Genomic DNA, 17,547 nt, shown 5'->3' on the forward strand with positions numbered 1-17,547 from the left:
TTTATTGGGGGGCACTCCGTCATTACTAAAAAACGAAATTTAACTTAGTAATAACGTAATAAGGCCAAACGTGACGTTTGGTTATAGTGGAGAATAGAGAATTGCCAGTAACATTTTCATAACAAAAAACAGTATTGCATTTACAATTTTTGGTTTTTTATTTCTCGGATAGTTTACTGCTAATAAGTAGCATTAGGATGAAAGGAGTATCGGATGAAACAAGTAGTGTTTAGGTGCACCATAATATTACTCATATTCAGTAGCCGTTGGGCCTTCGCTGAGGTAAAGCTTCCCTCAGTGCTGTCCGATCACGCCGTACTTCAGCGCGATATACCAGTTTCTCTTTGGGGATGGTCTAGCCCTGAGGAAAAAGTAACCATTTTCCTAAATGGTGAAACATTGGCTGTTACAAAAGCTGACAAAGAAGACGGCATTTGGCGCACCTCACTACCCAAACAACCTGCGGGCGGACCTCATACCCTGACATTTGTTGGCAACAATACTGTTGAAGTCAAAGACGTATATTTCGGGGACCTGTGGCTGGCGTCTGGGCAATCTAACATGGTGTTACCGCTAGCGAGAATAAAGGAAAAGTTTCCTGACATTGTAGCAAATGAAAGCAGACCGTTGATCCGCGAGTTTAGTGTACCTATGCAGTACAATTTCAAGCAGCCAAATATCGATGTAAAAGACGCACAATGGAAATCGGCCGATAAACTTAGAGAGCGAGAATCGTTTTCAGCCGTTAGTTTTTTCTTTGCACGCGCAATTCAGGACGATGTGAATGTACCAGTAGGTATTGTTCTAAGTGCAGTGGGTGGAACGCCAATACAGTCGTGGATGAGTGAAGATGCATTGGCCTCATTTCCCGAGGATTTGAAAGAAGCGAAGCACTTCCAAAGTGATAATGTCATTAACTCAATTATATCCCAAGATGCTGAGCGACAACGACAATGGGAAGATTACATATCAACTCACGATAAAGGTAATGTATCGCCCTATTGGTGGTCAAACAACATTGACGAAAGTGACTGGACTTTATTTTCGGTGCCTGGTTTTCTAACCGACGCGGAGCAAAAGCCTATTAATGGCGTGCATTGGTTCAGAAAACGCTTTCAGTGGCCTCGTCACCTTGTAGGTGAACAAGCGACACTTGTGCTTGGAGCACTTGTCGATGCGGACACGACTTATGTAAACGGCACCAAAGTGGGGCAAACTACCTATAAGTATCCTCCCCGCCGTTACACGGTGCCCGCTGATGTGCTTAAACCTGGAAGCAATACTATTACTATTCGCTTAGAAAGTCATAGGGACCACAGCGGGTTCGTTTCTGACAAGGAATACTGGATTGGCGCAGGTGAAACTCGCGTAGATTTAAACGGCGAATGGCACTACAAACTTGGCGTTGTCCATGAACATCTTCAGCAAACCACCTTCATTCAATACAAACCCATGGGCCTGTACAACGCCATGATCAACCCACTGACATCTTTACCAATCAAAGGAGTTATTTGGTATCAGGGGGAGTCAAATACAGCTAATCCAGATAAGTATGGTGATATGTTTAAAACCATGATTGAAGACTGGCGAAATAAATGGAGCAACCCCACGCTGCCATTTTTATTTGTTCAGTTGGCTAACTTTAACCCGCGTTTGTCAACGCCAGCCCAAAGCGGTTGGGCTGAGTTAAGAGAACAGCAAGCATCCGCATTGTCTTTGCCCAACACGGGCATGGCGGTGGCCATCGACGTAGGTGAATGGAATGATATACATCCTTTAGATAAAGAATCAGTTGGTGAGCGACTCGCCAAAAATGCGCTCCATAAAGTTTACGGTAAAGACATTGTGTACAGCGGCCCTATGGCAACAAAGGTAACTCTAAAAGGAAGCCATGTGTGGATTAACTTTAAGTATCAAGGCGGTGGCTTGTCCACTTCGGGTACTAATTTGACAGGGTTTGAAATCGCGGATGAAAGTGGAGTGTTTCACTGGGCAAAAGCAGAGATTAAGGGGGAGCGTGTTCAGGTTTGGCACCCCGATGTAAAGCACCCTTCGGCCGTCCGTTATGCTTGGGCAGACAACCCAGCCGCGAATCTATATAACAAAGATGGGTTACCTGCCGCTCCATTTCGTTTTAATTTGGATTAGTACCAGGCATTAGCTTTTGCTTATAGGAAACACGTAACTGTTAAATTCTGCATGGAAGAAAACATGCAGATTTAACAAGAGCATTTGACTTGCGTGTGTCATGGTCATTATCACTTTATATTGCGTGTACTATTGTCCTAAACCTCACTCTTACCCCATCCTTCTACCGTTATTTATTGTCTTGGGCTTAGTTTTACAAAGTTTTATAAGGGGAAACTCAAAAAAAACAAAAAATTAACATTCCCGCCTGCCGTAAGATTGCGCGAGTATCTTAGGGGTGTGAGTAAATTAATGTCCAAGTTAGGTGGGCAGCTTTCGGAGGAACCATGACTGATTTGATACGAACATTTACTTTATTGATCGTGTTCTGGGTAGGGATAAATAGTCCAGCAATCGCAGCTGAGTCATTTGTGCACTTTGAGCGCGATAGCGGTGATTTACCTTTCGCAGTCGATGGCCAGCCAGCTCCACTGATCTTCAACAATGGTGAACCTAAAGGCGTAATCATGGCGATTGAACAGCTCAAAGGTGACATTAAGAAAGTAACAGGAAATAGTCCTTCTATCGCCGAGCCACAAGTTAAACAATCGGCTGTTGTCATTATCGGGACATTGGATAACAGCCCCGAATTACAGATGCTTGAACGGAAAGGGAAAGTCGACTTCTCGCGTATTCGTGGTGAATGGGAGGCATATCATATTGAGGTAATTCCCTCCCCCATGCCAAACATAGCACAAGCGTTAGTGATCGCCGGTAGTGACCGCAGGGGGACGATTTATGGCATTTACGAACTCGCACGCCAACTTGGCGTTTCACCTTGGTATTGGTGGGCCGATGTTCCCGTCAGCACTCATAAAAATATCTATATACATCATAAAACTCAGATCATAGACCAGCCAAAAGTAAAGTACCGGGGCATTTTTTTAAATGACGAAGCACCTGCGTTAACGGGGTACGTGAAAGACAAATTTGGCAACTACAACAATGAATTTTACCAGCATGTATTCGAACTACTTCTACGGTTAAAAGCCAACTTTCTCTGGCCAGCTATGTGGAATAATGCGTTTAGCGTTGACGATCCAATGAATGCTCAACTGGCACATGATATGGGCATTGTAATGAGCACCTCCCATCATGAACCGATGATGCGGGCAGATAAAGAATGGAACAGGTTCGGGGAGGGAAAATGGGATTATGCGGTAAATCAAGACAATCTATATCAGTTTTGGACGGAAGGAGCAAAACGTCATAAAAGTTTCGATAGTGTGTTCACACTCGGTATGCGTGGCCAAGAAGACACGCCGATGAGTGAAACTCAAAATATCGCACTTTTAGAAAAGGTGGTCACCGACCAAAGAAAGATATTATCCGATGTTTTTACTGAAAAGGATGTGTCTGACATACCACAGGTGTGGACCCTTTATAAAGAAGTTCAAGGCTATTATGAAAATGGAATGCGAGTGCCCGATGATGTCACACTGCTATGGGCTGATGATAACTGGGGCAATATTCGACGTTTGCCTACACCAGAAGAGCGCCAACGAAAAGGTGGAGCTGGCGTATATTATCATTTTGACTATGTGGGGGGGCCGCGTTCCTATCGCTGGATTAATACCGTTCCTATCGCCAAAATATGGGAACAGATGCAGTTGGCTTATCAATTCGAAGCACGAGAAATATGGATAACCAATGTAGGGGACTTGAAACCCATGGAGTATCCGATTGATTTCTTTTTGAACATGGCCTGGGATCCAACACTTATGGATACCGAAGCACTTGCAAACTTTGGATTAAAATGGGCTAGCCAACAATTTGGTAAAAAACACGCAAAGGAAATTGCAGATATCGTTGAAGGTTATACGCGCCATAATGGCAGGCGTAAACCTGAGCTTGTTGCGTCCTCTACATATAGTATATATGTATACGACGAAGCTCACCGTATTTCTGAAGAACTTGCTGCGCTAGAGCTCAAGGCAGAATCGATTTACCAGGACTTACCAACAACCTATCAAGATGCCTTTTTTCAGCTTGTCCTTCATCCAATTAAAGCTGTGCGCATTGTCTACGAATTAAACCACAGCCTTGCGAAAAACAGACTGTACGCCCTGCAAGAACGTGCGAGTGCGAATGATTATGCCCGAAAAGCGCGAAAGTGGTTTGCACAAGATGCAGCTTTAGAAAGAAGGTACCACGAGCTAAATAATGGGCGCTGGAACCATTTTATGTCTCAACCCCATATTGGTTATACCAACTGGAACAACCCACCAGAAGACACCATGCCGGTGTTATATATCAACAAACCAAATGCTGTGTCTGATATGGGCGTGTCTATTGAAGGTAGTGCCGCAGCTTGGCCCCAGGATAGCGGTACATCATGGCCTCACAATAGCAATATGAAGCTAACGTTCGAATCTTTCGGCCAATCCCAACGCTACATTGAAATATATAACAAAGGTACTGTTCCCTTTGATTTTACCGCAGAGGTCTCTGCTCCTTGGATACGTCTAAGCCAGCAAGAAGGAAAAGTAAAAGATGATAAACGCATATTAGTCAGTATAGATTGGGAAAATTTAACGATAGGCCACCATGCCGGTCATATTGTGATCTCAGGAGCAGCTTGGGGTGATGCAAAAATCAGTATATCGGCAATTAAACGACAACAAGAAAGTATCAAAGGTTTTGTGGAAGCTGACGGATATATCTCAATAGAGGCAGCCAATACACAACGACGGCACCGCACCGATAGCGGCTTATGGTACGAAATTCCACTACATGGCCGCACCCGCTCATCTATGGCAGTATCAATGCCTATCGATGAAACATTTGTAGAAGATTTAACTGCTTCGCCAGTCATTGAATACGATCTTCATCTGTTTAGCAGCGGCGACATAAGCATTCAAACAATTGTAGCGCCAAGTCTAAACTTTGTTCCTGATCGGGGACTGCGCTACGCAATTTCACTGGGTGAAGAGCCTCCTCAGATCATCGATATTCTAGAGGATAACAGTGACAAAGCATGGCAGGATTCAGTTAAAAAGGGCGTTCGCTATGCGATAAGTCACCATACTCTAAAAACACCCGGAGCGAAAACCCTAAAGATCTACGCCATTGACCCTGGTGTGGTGATTCAAAAAATAATTGTGGATACAGGTCGCTTAAAACCGAGCTATCTTGGGCCAGAGCAGAGTGTTTTTATCGAGTGACTAGCCGGCTACGGATACTAATGACATTTGAAGTCCTCTGGCTTTATTAAGATGAGTATCGGTGTGCTGGCCGGCTTTTCGGTCCAGCGCATTTCCTTTTTCTCGATAAATTTCTCGGGTCCAATGTGTAATTTATCCAAGATTAATTGGAAGGGCTTAGTGTGGAGGAGGTCGCTGTGAGGAGACACGAAAACTCATTGAGCACATATCATTTTGATGCCCGAAGAGAGCGAACTGTCGGTTGTGAACTTTTAATAAAATTAGAGTATCGCCTAAACAGACCGACGTATAAAGCCTTAAGACATAAGGCGAAAACGTTCAATGTGATATAGACGATACACTAGCTCTCACGAAGAGGTTTTACCGAAACCTCTTTAAAGGCATTACACTTGTAATATGTTAAACCGCTTTCGGTTGAATGCCGCTTTAACCCTACTTTTCTTCTACATTACTCAACGCGTACATCGCCGTAAGGGGAAAGCGTTATAATTTTTCCATCATCATCATATTCTATCGGTGCCACCTTAACGGAACGCAAATGGGTTACGCCACCCGAGAGTGTGCTATCGTGATAAAACAAATAGTGTTTACCTTCAAACTCACAAATTGAATGGTGTGTTGTCCAACCGACCACGGGCTCAAGAATTCGTCCAGCATAAACGAATGGCCCGTAAGGACTATCGCCAATTGCATAGCAAAGAAAATGGGTATTGCCTGTCGAATAGGAGAAGTAATACTTCCCTTTATATTTGTGCATCCACGATGCCTCAAAGAAGCGACGCTCATGGTCACCCGCTAATAAAGGTTTGCCACCTTCGTCTACAATCAGTATCTCTCTGGGCGTATGGTCAAATTCCAGCATGTCCTCGCTCATCTTGGCCACTATTGGACCAAGTGCAGGCTCGTCGTCTTGGGGTTCTGCAGAAGAAGCGTTGTACTTGTTATCTCTATAGTTCTGTAGTTGTCCACCCCATATACCACCGAAATACATGTAGTGTGTTCCGTCGTCGTCTTCAAACACGGCTGGGTCAATAGAATAACTTCCGCCGATAGGTTCAGGCTGGGCCATGAATGGACCATGAGGAGTATTGCTTACAGCAACGCCAATTTGAAAGATTCCATCGCTTTTCTTCGCAGGAAAATAAAGAAAATATTTACCATTTTTAGTTGCGGCATCTGGTGCCCACATTTGGCGCTCTGCCCATTTCACGTTATCCACGTGCAGTGCTACACCATGATCTTGCACCGGTGATGTTAGCGAGTCCATGGAAAGTACATGATAGTCGCACATAGCAAAGTGATCGCCATTGTCATTAAAAGGTATTCCCGCTTCAATATCGTGAGAGGGATAAATGTAAATTCTCCCTTCAAATACGTGTGCAGAAGGGTCTGCGGTGTAGATGTGCTCTACAAGAGGCTTGGATATCGCAGACTCTTTATATGTTTCGATCTCATTTTCATATTGTTTCTCTGGCATTTTATACTCCTTAAAGCTCTACCTTCACAGCCCGCCTTACCATTAATTCCTTTTCAATTTGAGTCTCTTTACTCTTGTCTATGCTATACAAGAACAGCACAGCAATAACACAAAGTAAAAAAGGTATAGCAGCATAGACACTCACCGATAATTTAATTCCTTCAACCGCGGCTACGGTTTGCGATGACAATTCTGCATCATATCCATAGGTAGCCAGTATGCCCGCGACTAACGCTCCCCCTATGCTTAGGCCAGATTTAAGCCCAAATATCATTGCGGAAAATATAATCGCGGTGGCTCTACGGTTATTTTTCCACTCTGAATAGTCCGCAACATCCGCCACCATTGCCCAAAGTAAGGGGATCGTAATGCCATAAAAGAAGCCATGCATAATTTGACTCAAAAACACCCAACCTATTTCTGTAGGAGGTATAATGTAGAAAGCGAGTATAAAAAGTGTTGAGACAAATAGAGCGCATCCAAATACATCTCTTTTGCCAAATTTATCAGCTAAAGGTTTGCAAAACCCTATCCCAACAATCATAAAAATAATGCCGCCAGCATTAAACAAACTAAAGCCAGATGTTGCCGCATCTTCAGGCCAGCGAAACTCGGTCAGGCCAGCATTGACGAGTACTTTGTTGAGTGCATCTATAGACGCGTTGAATTGAATATCATTTAGGAATATTTGAATGTGAGCTGCACTTAAATAATTCTCGAAATAATAGATATACATACCGCCTTTTAAAGCAAGCGTGACGAAAACTAAAATAGTGACGCAAAGAATAATTAACCAAGGCCGATTGCCCATCAAATCTGTTATGTCATCCTTGATACTCGAAGACATTCCTGGTGAAGGGATCACTCTTTCTTTCGTAGTTATAAAAGTAATCAGAAAGAAAATAATACCCACAACAGAAAATATCATTATGGTATTTTGAAAGCCTGCTGCTTTATCCCCGTCTCCTAAAATCAACACAAGAGGTAGCAACAAAACCTGAATAATAAATTGAGCAATCATTACCGCGACGAAACGGTAGGCCGATAGACTGTTTCGATCTTTCATGTTGCCAGTCAACACGCCGCTTAGGGCTGAATACGGAAGGTTGTTCGCAGAATAAATCACGACCAACAATACATATGTGGTAAAAGCGTATATTAACTTTCCTTGGTCACTCAATTCGGGAGTACTAAAGGCAAGTAAGGAGATTATACCTAAAGGAACCGAAGTCCATAGTATCCATGGCCTGAACTTGCCCCAGCGTGTATGAGTACGGTCTGCTATCACACCCATCACAGGATTAAAAAAAGCACCTATCATGCCGCCAACAAAAATTATTGTTGCAGCCGAGGCTGGCGGGATTTTATAAACATCTGTGTAAAAAAAAGCCAGAAAAGTCATCAGCGTTTGAAATATAAGGTTGGCGCCTAAGTCGCCGAGGCTATAGCCTATTTTTTCTGTGATAGATATGGAACTGGTTTGTGCATTCATTTACTGCGTCTACTTACATATGGAAAAGAAAAGTGGAATAAGTGTAATAAAAATTTGTTATCATCATGTTGCAACTTGCCGCTATTATTAACAATTATGTTTTTTAAGATACTTGTTCTCGTTTTGCATTTTTAAAGAGATAACGGCTTTCAACTAGGCTTGAAATGTATTCAAATTCAGAGTATCAAGTAACACTACATTAGGTCGATTAACAGGTTCAGGTCCGAGTATGTATGAATCAAAACACAGCATTTCGCTGCTTTTTAATGCTAATAACGTGTACGATCGACAAATTCTAGAGGGTATTGGACACTACCTGCATACCACTAAAGTTGATTGGGACGTCTTTTTAGAAGAGGACTTTAGGTTTCATGGTGATGATGTTAGTGAATGGCGCTGTGATGGATTAATAGCTAACTATGATGACCTAGAAATTAAGAAAATTGTAGACAACATATCTGAACCGGTTATCGGTGTAGGATGCTCCTATTCTGATTTAGAACAATACCCGAATATTCCTTACGTGGCATCAGACAATTTCGCGCTGGTTGAATCTGCGTTTAAACACCTAAAAGAGAAAGGCTTAAAACGTTTTGCGATGTATAGCGTACCCCTCGATGAACATCATCGGTGGGTTATCGAGCGTGAGCGCGCATTCGCGAAGTTGGCAAGTAAAGAAGAATATAGCTACCAAATTTATAAAGGCCATGCCACAAACCGTAAAACATGGCATTCCACGTTCAAGCAATTAAGCGATTGGATAGAGAATCTGCCAAAGCCTATAGGGATTATTGCGGTAAACGATGCCCGAGCACGGCACCTACTCCAAGCATGTGATCACTTAGGGGTAGAGGTTCCTGAAAGAGTATCAATTATTGGCATTGATAATGACGACTTAGCAAGAAACCTAAGCCGAATTAGCTTGAGTTCAGTGACACAAGGTTGTTTCGAAATGGGATATAAAGCCGCGAAACTTCTTCACAAACGGTTAGAAGGTAAAAAGGTGCCTGAAAGTCAGGTATTAGTGGGTCCAGTAGGCGTTGAAGCACGTCAATCGACAGAATTTAAAGCATTGTCTGACCCTTATGTTATTCAAGCCGTTCACTTTATACGACAGTTTGCCACTAAAGGTATCAAGGTTGATCAGGTAACAGACTTCGTAGGTATTTCCAGGTCTAATCTCGAAAATCGTTTTCAACAAGAACATGGCTACAGTGTTCATACAGCAATTCACAACGAGAAACTTGTTCGCGCGTGTAAGCTACTCGCCGAATCAGAGATGTCAATAAATGACATTGCCGAAAAATGCGGTTATCCCTCACTCCAATATATGTATTCTGTTTTCAATAAGCACTTTAATTCAACGCCATCAGCTTATAGAAGCGAAAATCAAAAGGGTAAGGAAAGTAAAGTTGCTAGTTTTTGAGTTGCAACAATAGCACCTTCTATCCTCAGCGAAAAAGAGTTCGGTTCGAGCCCAGTGGTAATTACTATACGATTTTATTTCATGCTCATACTTGTCGAACTAATCCTACTTAGAGCAGTAAAAACTCACGCCCTGTTAAAATTTAGTTAACGGTTTGATAAATTACATAAAGGCTTTTGTCTTATCTCGAGCGCTATTATTGAGGCGTTAAACAATCATCGGTGTAATTTGAAAATAACGAATAGCGGTACAGATGATGTTAACGAATTAATACACTCATTAATGCGGGATCTGGAGAAGGCACATGTCGAAAAGAAAGTTTGCCAAAACACAGTTGGCAACAAGTTTATCCTTAATTTTGGGAGTTACAATTTCAACTCCCGTACTTGCTCAGGAACGAGATGATCAAGAGACAGAGATTATCGAAGTAACAGGTATAAGAGGTAGTTTGCAAGAAGCCGCATCTATTAAGCGTTATTCTGCTGGTATCGTAGATGCAATTTCAGCTGAAGATATTGGTAAGTTCCCAGATACTAACCTCGCAGAATCGTTACAGCGTATTACCGGTGTTTCAATCAGCCGGACTAACGGTGAAGGTTCAGAAGTGACTGTTCGCGGTTTCGCGGGTGGTAATAATATGATTACACTTAATGGTCGTACAATGCCTGCGGCTATTACTTATGGTGCGGGTTCTGGTGCTGACGGAACAACTCGTGGGGGCAACACCCGTTCATTTGATTTCCAAAATTTGGCTTCAGAGGCCGTTAGAGCGGTAGAAGTATATAAAACAGGTAAGGCCAATATTGCAACGGGCGGCATTGGTGCAACCATTAATATCGTGACAGCTAAACCCTTAGACAATGAAGGTTTTACGGCTACTGCAGGTGTAAAAGCGGTACATGACACGACAAATAGAACGGGAGACGATGTAACTCCAGAGGCCTCGGCGATTGTTAGTTACGCTAACGATGACGCGACCTGGGGCGTTAGCGTAGCTGCGATCCACCAAGAGCGTGACTCAGGTTACACCGGTGCGACGGTAAATGACTGGAATATCGATTATTGGGACGATCTTGCTGATCCAGATAGGCTGTGGAATACGACAAGTGCTGAGTATATCAATGCTCCCCAGCAAGGCCAGTTATATGCTCGCCCAAATGATATTCGTTACGCATTCTCAAATACTCAGCGCGTTCGCGATAATGTGCAGTTAACTCTTCAGTTTGCTCCTACAGAGCAGTTCACAGCCTCCGTTGACTACACCTTTGCTGAAAACGAAATAGTTGAACAACGTGGCGAAATTACTAACTGGGTACAAACTGGCAGCAATACACAGGTTGTGGAATTCGATAACAGCACTGTAAAAACTCCTATCTATATGAGAGAGACCTATGCTGGCGGAACAGATGAAGGCTATGAGCAACAGTGGCGAGAGCAAACTAATACGCTAGACTCAATAGGTGTAAACTTTAAATATTTAGTAAATAACGACTTTTCACTTACGTTTGATGCGCATGACTCGGAGATGCACAGTCGTGGTACCGGCCCACGTGGCTCGGGAGAAATTGCGGTGGGTTTAGGCGCCCCTACTGTTGTAGAGAGGGAGTGGTTCTACGATTCGGAGTTACCTACTTATCTAAATGTTTACGACGACAGTATTCGTGGTGCCAATAATAACGGAGTAGTTGATGCCGGTGATGTAGGTTCGTCAATTGCGCGTATTCGTAACGCAGCTCAGCGCTCGAAGATCACACAGTTTAAGTTAGACGGCGAATATGTGTTAGATAATGGTCGTTTCGACTTTGGTGTTGAAGCTCGGGAAATGGAATCTCGTTCGTTCCAAACGGCTGGCAACAACATTGCCTTAGGTAACTGGGGGGTTGCTAATCCTGGCGAGTTTGGTGACTTAATTCAACCTTTCGATCTACCTGGTGAATTTGACGATTACGGTGTACTACCGGGTGGCTTTGGCTTTATTGCTGACGCTCGTGAACTTTATACAGCCGCTGAATCCTTATATCCAGGCATTCCATCGTCAACCGAGCAAGCCTTGTCGTTTGACGATACAATTCAAGAGGACACTTTAGCGGCGTATGCACAAGTTTCATTAGATGGAGAACTTGGTGGCATGTATTTCAGCGTGCTAACCGGGCTTCGCTACGAAGAAACAGATGTGAAATCAACCTCTCTAGTAGGTCAAACTTTATTCCGTTGGGAAGATAATAACGATATCGTTCCCTTTGTAAATTCTGATGTCCCCCCTACGCCAGCATCAGCTGAGAACAGCTATGATTATTTACTACCTAGCTTAGATTTGAAACTGGAAATTAGCGAAGATTTGATTGGTCGCTTCTCTTATAGCAAAACTATTGCTCGTGCTGGACTTGGCAGCCTCGGTGTGTCGGCGAGCAACTTTGGTGGTGGCGGCGGTTCTACGTTATTAGGTGCAATACCTACGGCAAACGCCTCAAACCCAGGCTTGTTGCCACTTGAGTCGTCGAATACAGATGTGTCGCTAGAATGGTACTACGATTCTACGAGCTATGTTTCTGCAGGATTCTTTCAAAAAGATGTGGCTAATTTCCTAGGCAGCCGCCAAGTAGACCAGCCCATTCTAGGTATACGCAACCCAACAGCGGGTCCTCGTGCTCTGGAAGCAGCCGCCGCTCTCCAAGATTTGGGTATCGCTGTAGATGATACATCTTTATACGCAATGACCGTATTGCTAAGCCAGCCAGAAGCCTTTCCTAACGGAGCTGCTGACTACACTGGCACGCCCGAACAGATACAGCAACTCGCAGAAACTCCAGGATGGGATATTCTCGCCAATGAGTCAGACCCAGAGTATGTGTTTAGGACTAACACCCCTGATAACAACCGCTCTGCGAAAATTTACGGGGCAGAGTTTGCTGTTCAGCATTTCTTTGGCGAGACAGGCTTTGGTGTTCAGGCCAACTATACCTTCGTGAACGGTGATGTAGGCTTTGATAACAATGCAGATCCTAATACGTCACAGTTTGCTTTAATTGGGCTAAGCGATACGGCTAACCTAGTGGGCTTGTACGAAGATGACAAATTCCAAGCGCGAATAGCTGTTAACTGGCGCGATGAATTTTTAGCTGAAGCTAACCGAGGTGGCTCAAATAACCCCCGGTATACCGAAGCTTACACACAAGTTGATGTAAACCTTAGCTATAACATAAATGAGCAATTCAGTGTTTTCGTCGAGGGTATAAACGTAACGGGCGAGAACGCACGAGACTTTGCACGAAACAAAACGCAAATGTGGTTCTTGACGGAACTTGGAGCGCGTTACAACCTTGGTGCCCGCTATAAGTTCTAAGTGAGTTGTTTCAAGCGCTGGCAACAATAGCTTGCCAGCGCAAATAGCTATTTATAGCCGCGGTACAGCGGCCTTTTTAATTGTCTGAATGTGTGTATTACATGTTTTATTTTAGTGTTGTTGTGGGCAATATAAAGGGCTTTCACAGCAATCATATTGGGTGCATTCAGACCATGTGATTAAGGGGAGACAGATGACAAAACACGTGCTGTTAAACAACGTCAATCACAAAGATACAAAAGTTATCACTCACTACGCCGCACGGTATGGTGATGATCAGGCCAGTGTTTTAGCTTTCCCATCTGAATTCATTGAATTACAAAAACACTATCCTATTTTTTTCCGTCGAGATAGCGAAGTCGACGGTTATCAATGTGTAGTATTACTGGGTTTAGAAAAAAACGAAAACTTGTTTTTAGACGCCTCTTATCCATCGGGGTGGAAGGCTGATTACGTACCCGCAGTCCTTAATAAAGGGCCTTTTCTAATTGGCTTTCAACAATCTAGTCACAGCGAAGAAAAAAATGCTGTTATACACATTGATATGGATCACCCTAAAGTGAGTAACAGTGAAGGGCAATCGCTTTTCCTTACTCATGGAGGAAATAGCCCATATTTGAACCATATATCATCGTGTTTGTCGGTTATAGATAGTGGTTTGGAAATCCAAAGTGATATGTTTAAACAATTTTTGGCGTTAGATCTTATAGAGCCTGTCAATATTGAATTTGAATTAAGCAATGGTGAAAAGCGAAGGTTAAGTGGTAACTATACAATTCATGAAGAAAGACTCGCAGCATTGACAGGTAGCGAATTGCAGGCGTTAAGTAAATCCGGTTACTTACAACTTGCCTTCGCAGTGGTGGCATCTATGACAAATGTAAGAAAGCTTATAAACCTCAAAAACCTTCATCTCTCACAATAGTATTTAAAAAGATGATACCTATTACTCGAAAAGCGAGAGAACTACGTCCCAGCGAATCGGGAAACATACCAGATGATTTGCATAGTTACGACGAACCTATAGTCCTCAGGGGGCTTGTTAATCACTGGGAGCTTGTAAAAAAAAGCCTACATTCCGATATCGCCGCCGCGGAGTATCTGAAAGCTTTCTACAATGGTCGGCCTACCCTGACCTACTTTGGGGAAGCTGGGCTCGATGGGCAGTACGGGTATAACGACAATGCAACCCAACTCAATTTCAAAAAAGAAAAAGCTCATATAGGCGATGTCTTAGACCTAATTATAACTTATCTTGAGGATTCGGCGCCGCCTAGCGTGTATATCGCTTCAAACGTTATAGATTCTAGTTTCCCCGGCCTTCGCCAAAAAAATGATCTCGATATGTCGTTTGCGAAACTGGCACCTAATTCTGAATCTCCGATTCCGAGCATTTGGATAGGCAATAAGTCTATCGCCAAATGTCATTACGATGCATCAGATAACATGGCATGTGTGGTAAAAGGCCGGCGCAAGTTTATATTGTTTCCACCAGATCAAATCGAAAATCTGTATCCTGGCCCCTTGTCGCCTACGCCAGGAGGACAAGCAATCTCTATGGTAAATTTTTACGACCCTGATTATCAAAAACACCCTAAGTTTAAACAGGCTGAAGAAAAAGGTATCACTGCCGAATTAGAGCCTGGTGACGCCATTTTTATCCCCAGCATGTGGTGGCATCAAGTGGAAGGATTGGATAAATTTAATATTTTAGTTAACTACTGGTGGAGCAATGCCGAGCGATTTATGGGCTCAGCAATGAACGTTTTATACCATTCTATCTTAAGCCTTCGCGACAAACCTGCTCACGAAAAAGCTGCTTGGAAACACGTGTTCGACTATTATATTTTTAACGATGAATTATTACCTACTCAGCACTTACCTCCTGAATCACACGGACTTCTTTCTCCATTAGATGAACTAAAATCCCGCCAACTGCGAGCTATGCTGGTAAACAAACTGAATAGATAAGAAAAGAGAGACAATAGTGAATAAAAGCGTGAAAAAGATCGTCATTGCTGGAGGCGGGACTGCGGGTTGGACAGCGGCGGCAGCAATTGCTAAGCAAATGGGTCCTACGATTAGCATCACGTTGGTCGAATCTGACGAAATTGGAACGGTCGGTGTTGGCGAAGCCACTATCCCTCCTATGCGCGTATTCCACAAATTGCTGGGTATTGACGAAAAGGAATTCATGCAGGCGACGTCGGCCACTTTTAAGCTTGGCATACAGTTTGAAAACTGGGGCCAAAATGGTGATGCTTATATTCACTCATTTGGCGTTACTGGGCGAGAGAGTTTTGTCGCACCCTTCCATCACTTCTGGCTTTATGGCAAAGAACAAGGAGTGGCTAAAGATTTTGGTAATTATTGTTTTGAGCTTCAAGCTGCTAAGCAAGATAAATTCGCCGCCTCTCAGAATTCAAATACTCAGTATGCTTATCACTTGGATTCTAGCCTATATGCCCAGATGCTCCGCGATTACTGTGAAACAAGAGGTGTTGTTCGAAAAGAAGGAAAGATCGAATACGTTCATCAAAATAAGGAAACGGGCTATATAGAGTATCTTCAACTCGCTTCAGGCGAATTAATCCATGGTGACTTCTTTATCGATTGCACTGGATTCAAAGGCTTACTCATCGAGGAAACGTTGAAAACAGGCTACGAAGATTGGTCACAATGGCTGCCCTGTGACAGGGCTATAGCCGTGCAAACTGAATCTGTCGGCGCCCCACGCCCTATTACAATGGCCATAGCGCATGACAGCGGGTGGCAATGGAAGATTCCTCTGCAACACCGGACTGGGAATGGATTAGTTTATTGCAGTCAATATTTGTCAGATGATGATGCCAAACAACGTCTACTCGATAACGTAATAGGTAAAACGATCACCACACCTAGAGTGATAAAGTTTAAAACTGGCCGACGCCTTCAGGCGTGGAATAAGAATTGTCTAGCGCTTGGATTGTCGAGTGGTTTTGTAGAGCCTCTGGAGTCCACCAGCATTCATCTGATCATAATGGGCGTCATTCGCTTTTTAAAACTCTTCCCTAATAGTGGAGTCAGCGAACGTATTGCCAAGGAATATAATCGTCAAACACTTGATGAGATTGTTAAAATTAGGGACTTCATTATTCTCCATTATCACGCTACGCATCGTAAGGACAGCCCATTCTGGCAGTATTGCCATGACATGGAAGTGCCCGAAACATTGAAACATCGTATGCAGTTATTTGAAGAGTTTGGCCATGCCTTTCAGGAAGACGGAGAGCTTTTCAGAGTCGATTCATGGACGCAAGTTATGCTGGGGCAGGGAATAATACCTAAAAGTTATCACTCCAGTGTAAGAGGTATGCCCGTAAACGAACTGCAAAGATTCTTACAGGGCATAGAGATGGCAGTACACAAGGGGCTGCAAAATATGCCATCTCACGAAGCTTTTTTGCAGCATTATTGTTCTGGCTCCTAGGACGGAACGAGCATTCGGCTTTTCGATTGCTCTCCCAACTGCTCTGAGATAAGAAAAAGGCCCACTTTAAAAAGTGGGCCTTGTTGCTTCAAAGTAATAGTTAAGCGCTACCGTTTACTTTTTCGCTTTAGCAAAGGCATCGGCAAAGGCGTTGCCCATAGCGCTGTTTTGAGGTTGGCTATTGCGATTGCCGCCACCTTGATTCGAACGCGGGTTTGCTTTTGCGTTAGCACGCCCAGCCCCTTTATTTTGTGGTTTTCCTGCTGCAGGTTTGCCGCCTGCATTATTGCTTTGACTCGGTGTGTCGTCTAAGCGCATGGTGAAGGAGATACGCTTGCGAGGTACGTCAACTTCAAGCACTTTTACTTTGACGATATCGCCTGCTTTAACTACCTCGCGTGGGTCTGAGATAAACTTGTTAGTCAGTGCTGAAATATGCACCAGTCCATCCTGATGTACGCCTACATCAACAAACGCGCCAAAGTTGGCCACGTTGCTAACCACACCTTCTAAAATCATGCCTGGTTTAAGATCGTTAATGGTTTCAACGCCTTCTTTAAACGCGGCAGTTTTAAATTCTGGACGAGGATCACGGCCTGGTTTATCCAGCTCTTTTAGAATGTCTTTAACCGTTGGCAAACCGAATGCGTCGCTGGTAAAGGTGTCTGGCGACAGGCTTTTTAGCAGCTCGGTATTGCCGATGATGTCGTTAACCGCAACAGCGGTAGTATCAACAATCTTATCTACCACTGGGTATGCTTCTGGGTGAACCGCAGAGGCATCAAGTGGGTTGGTGCCGTTTACAATGCGAAGGAAGCCCGCCGCTTGCTCAAAGGCTTTAGGCCCTAAACGTTCTACTTTCAATAGCGCTTTACGGTCTGGGAAAGCTCCATTGGTGTCTCTGAAATTAACAATGTTATGCGCTAGAGTTTTATTCAAGCCCGATACGTAGCTTAATAGCGCGGGCGAGGCAGTGTTCAAGTCAACCC

10 protein-coding genes are annotated in these 17,547 nt (G+C 43.6%); 7 read left to right on the plus strand and 3 right to left on the minus strand.

Going from position 1 to position 17,547, the window contains the following annotated elements; translation table 11 throughout:
- Positions 1–213 precede the first annotated feature (213 nt).
- Together QVA83_RS05140 and QVA83_RS05145 are read left to right on the plus strand one after the other, a co-directional pair.
- Positions 214–2,148 carry a sialate O-acetylesterase gene (locus tag QVA83_RS05140; protein WP_156079034.1) on the plus strand — a complete coding sequence of 645 codons (1,935 nt, stop codon included), beginning with the start codon at positions 214–216 and terminating at the stop codon, positions 2,146–2,148.
- A 326-nt stretch (positions 2,149–2,474) separates the two neighbouring features.
- Positions 2,475–5,351, plus strand: a complete 2,877-nt coding sequence (locus QVA83_RS05145) for a glycosyl hydrolase 115 family protein (protein ID WP_156079033.1) — start codon at positions 2,475–2,477, stop codon at positions 5,349–5,351.
- Between the two features lie 448 nt (positions 5,352–5,799).
- Here the strand turns inward: QVA83_RS05145 and QVA83_RS05150 are convergent, their stop codons facing one another.
- Complete coding sequence (locus QVA83_RS05150; protein WP_156079032.1) at positions 5,800–6,828, minus strand: glycoside hydrolase family 43 protein; 1,029 nt, start codon at positions 6,826–6,828, stop codon at positions 5,800–5,802.
- Positions 6,829–6,838: 10 nt separating this feature from the next.
- Complete coding sequence (locus QVA83_RS05155; protein ID WP_156079031.1) at positions 6,839–8,320, minus strand: MFS transporter; 1,482 nt, start codon at positions 8,318–8,320, stop codon at positions 6,839–6,841.
- 229 nt (positions 8,321–8,549) lie between these two features.
- Here QVA83_RS05155 and QVA83_RS05160 point away from each other — a divergent pair, with 229 nt between their 5' ends.
- The 5 genes from QVA83_RS05160 to QVA83_RS05180 all read left to right on the plus strand — a co-directional run bounded on the left by QVA83_RS05160 (position 8,550) and on the right by QVA83_RS05180 (position 16,558).
- Entirely contained in the window at positions 8,550–9,746 is a 1,197-nt protein-coding gene (locus QVA83_RS05160) for a XylR family transcriptional regulator (RefSeq protein ID WP_014951344.1), read from the plus strand.
- A 304-nt stretch (positions 9,747–10,050) separates the two neighbouring features.
- The gene (locus QVA83_RS05165; RefSeq protein ID WP_156079030.1) at positions 10,051–13,089 is read left to right on the plus strand and encodes a TonB-dependent receptor; all 3,039 of its coding nucleotides are present in this window, start codon (positions 10,051–10,053) and stop codon (positions 13,087–13,089) included.
- A gap of 193 nt (positions 13,090–13,282) precedes the next feature.
- Positions 13,283–14,014 (plus strand): SapC family protein, encoded by a 732-nt coding sequence (locus tag QVA83_RS05170; RefSeq protein ID WP_156079029.1) that lies wholly within the window; start codon positions 13,283–13,285, stop codon positions 14,012–14,014.
- An 11-nt stretch (positions 14,015–14,025) separates the two neighbouring features.
- Positions 14,026–15,060: a cupin-like domain-containing protein gene (locus QVA83_RS05175; protein WP_156079028.1), complete on the plus strand. Its 1,035-nt coding sequence runs from the start codon at positions 14,026–14,028 to the stop codon at positions 15,058–15,060.
- A gap of 16 nt (positions 15,061–15,076) precedes the next feature.
- A complete protein-coding gene (locus QVA83_RS05180) occupies positions 15,077–16,558 on the plus strand; it encodes a tryptophan halogenase family protein (protein ID WP_156079027.1) in 1,482 nt (493 codons plus the stop codon).
- Positions 16,559–16,672: 114 nt separating this feature from the next.
- On the opposite strand, the gene QVA83_RS05185 is transcribed toward QVA83_RS05180, so the two are convergent.
- Positions 16,673–17,547 (minus strand): helix-hairpin-helix domain-containing protein (locus QVA83_RS05185; RefSeq protein ID WP_287498203.1); only part of this gene is annotated, 875 nt, incomplete at its 5' end.

Source organism: Alteromonas sp. AO-Serp (assembly GCF_017849675.1).
In the GTDB taxonomy this organism is placed as follows: Bacteria; Pseudomonadota; Gammaproteobacteria; order Enterobacterales; family Alteromonadaceae; genus Alteromonas; species Alteromonas macleodii.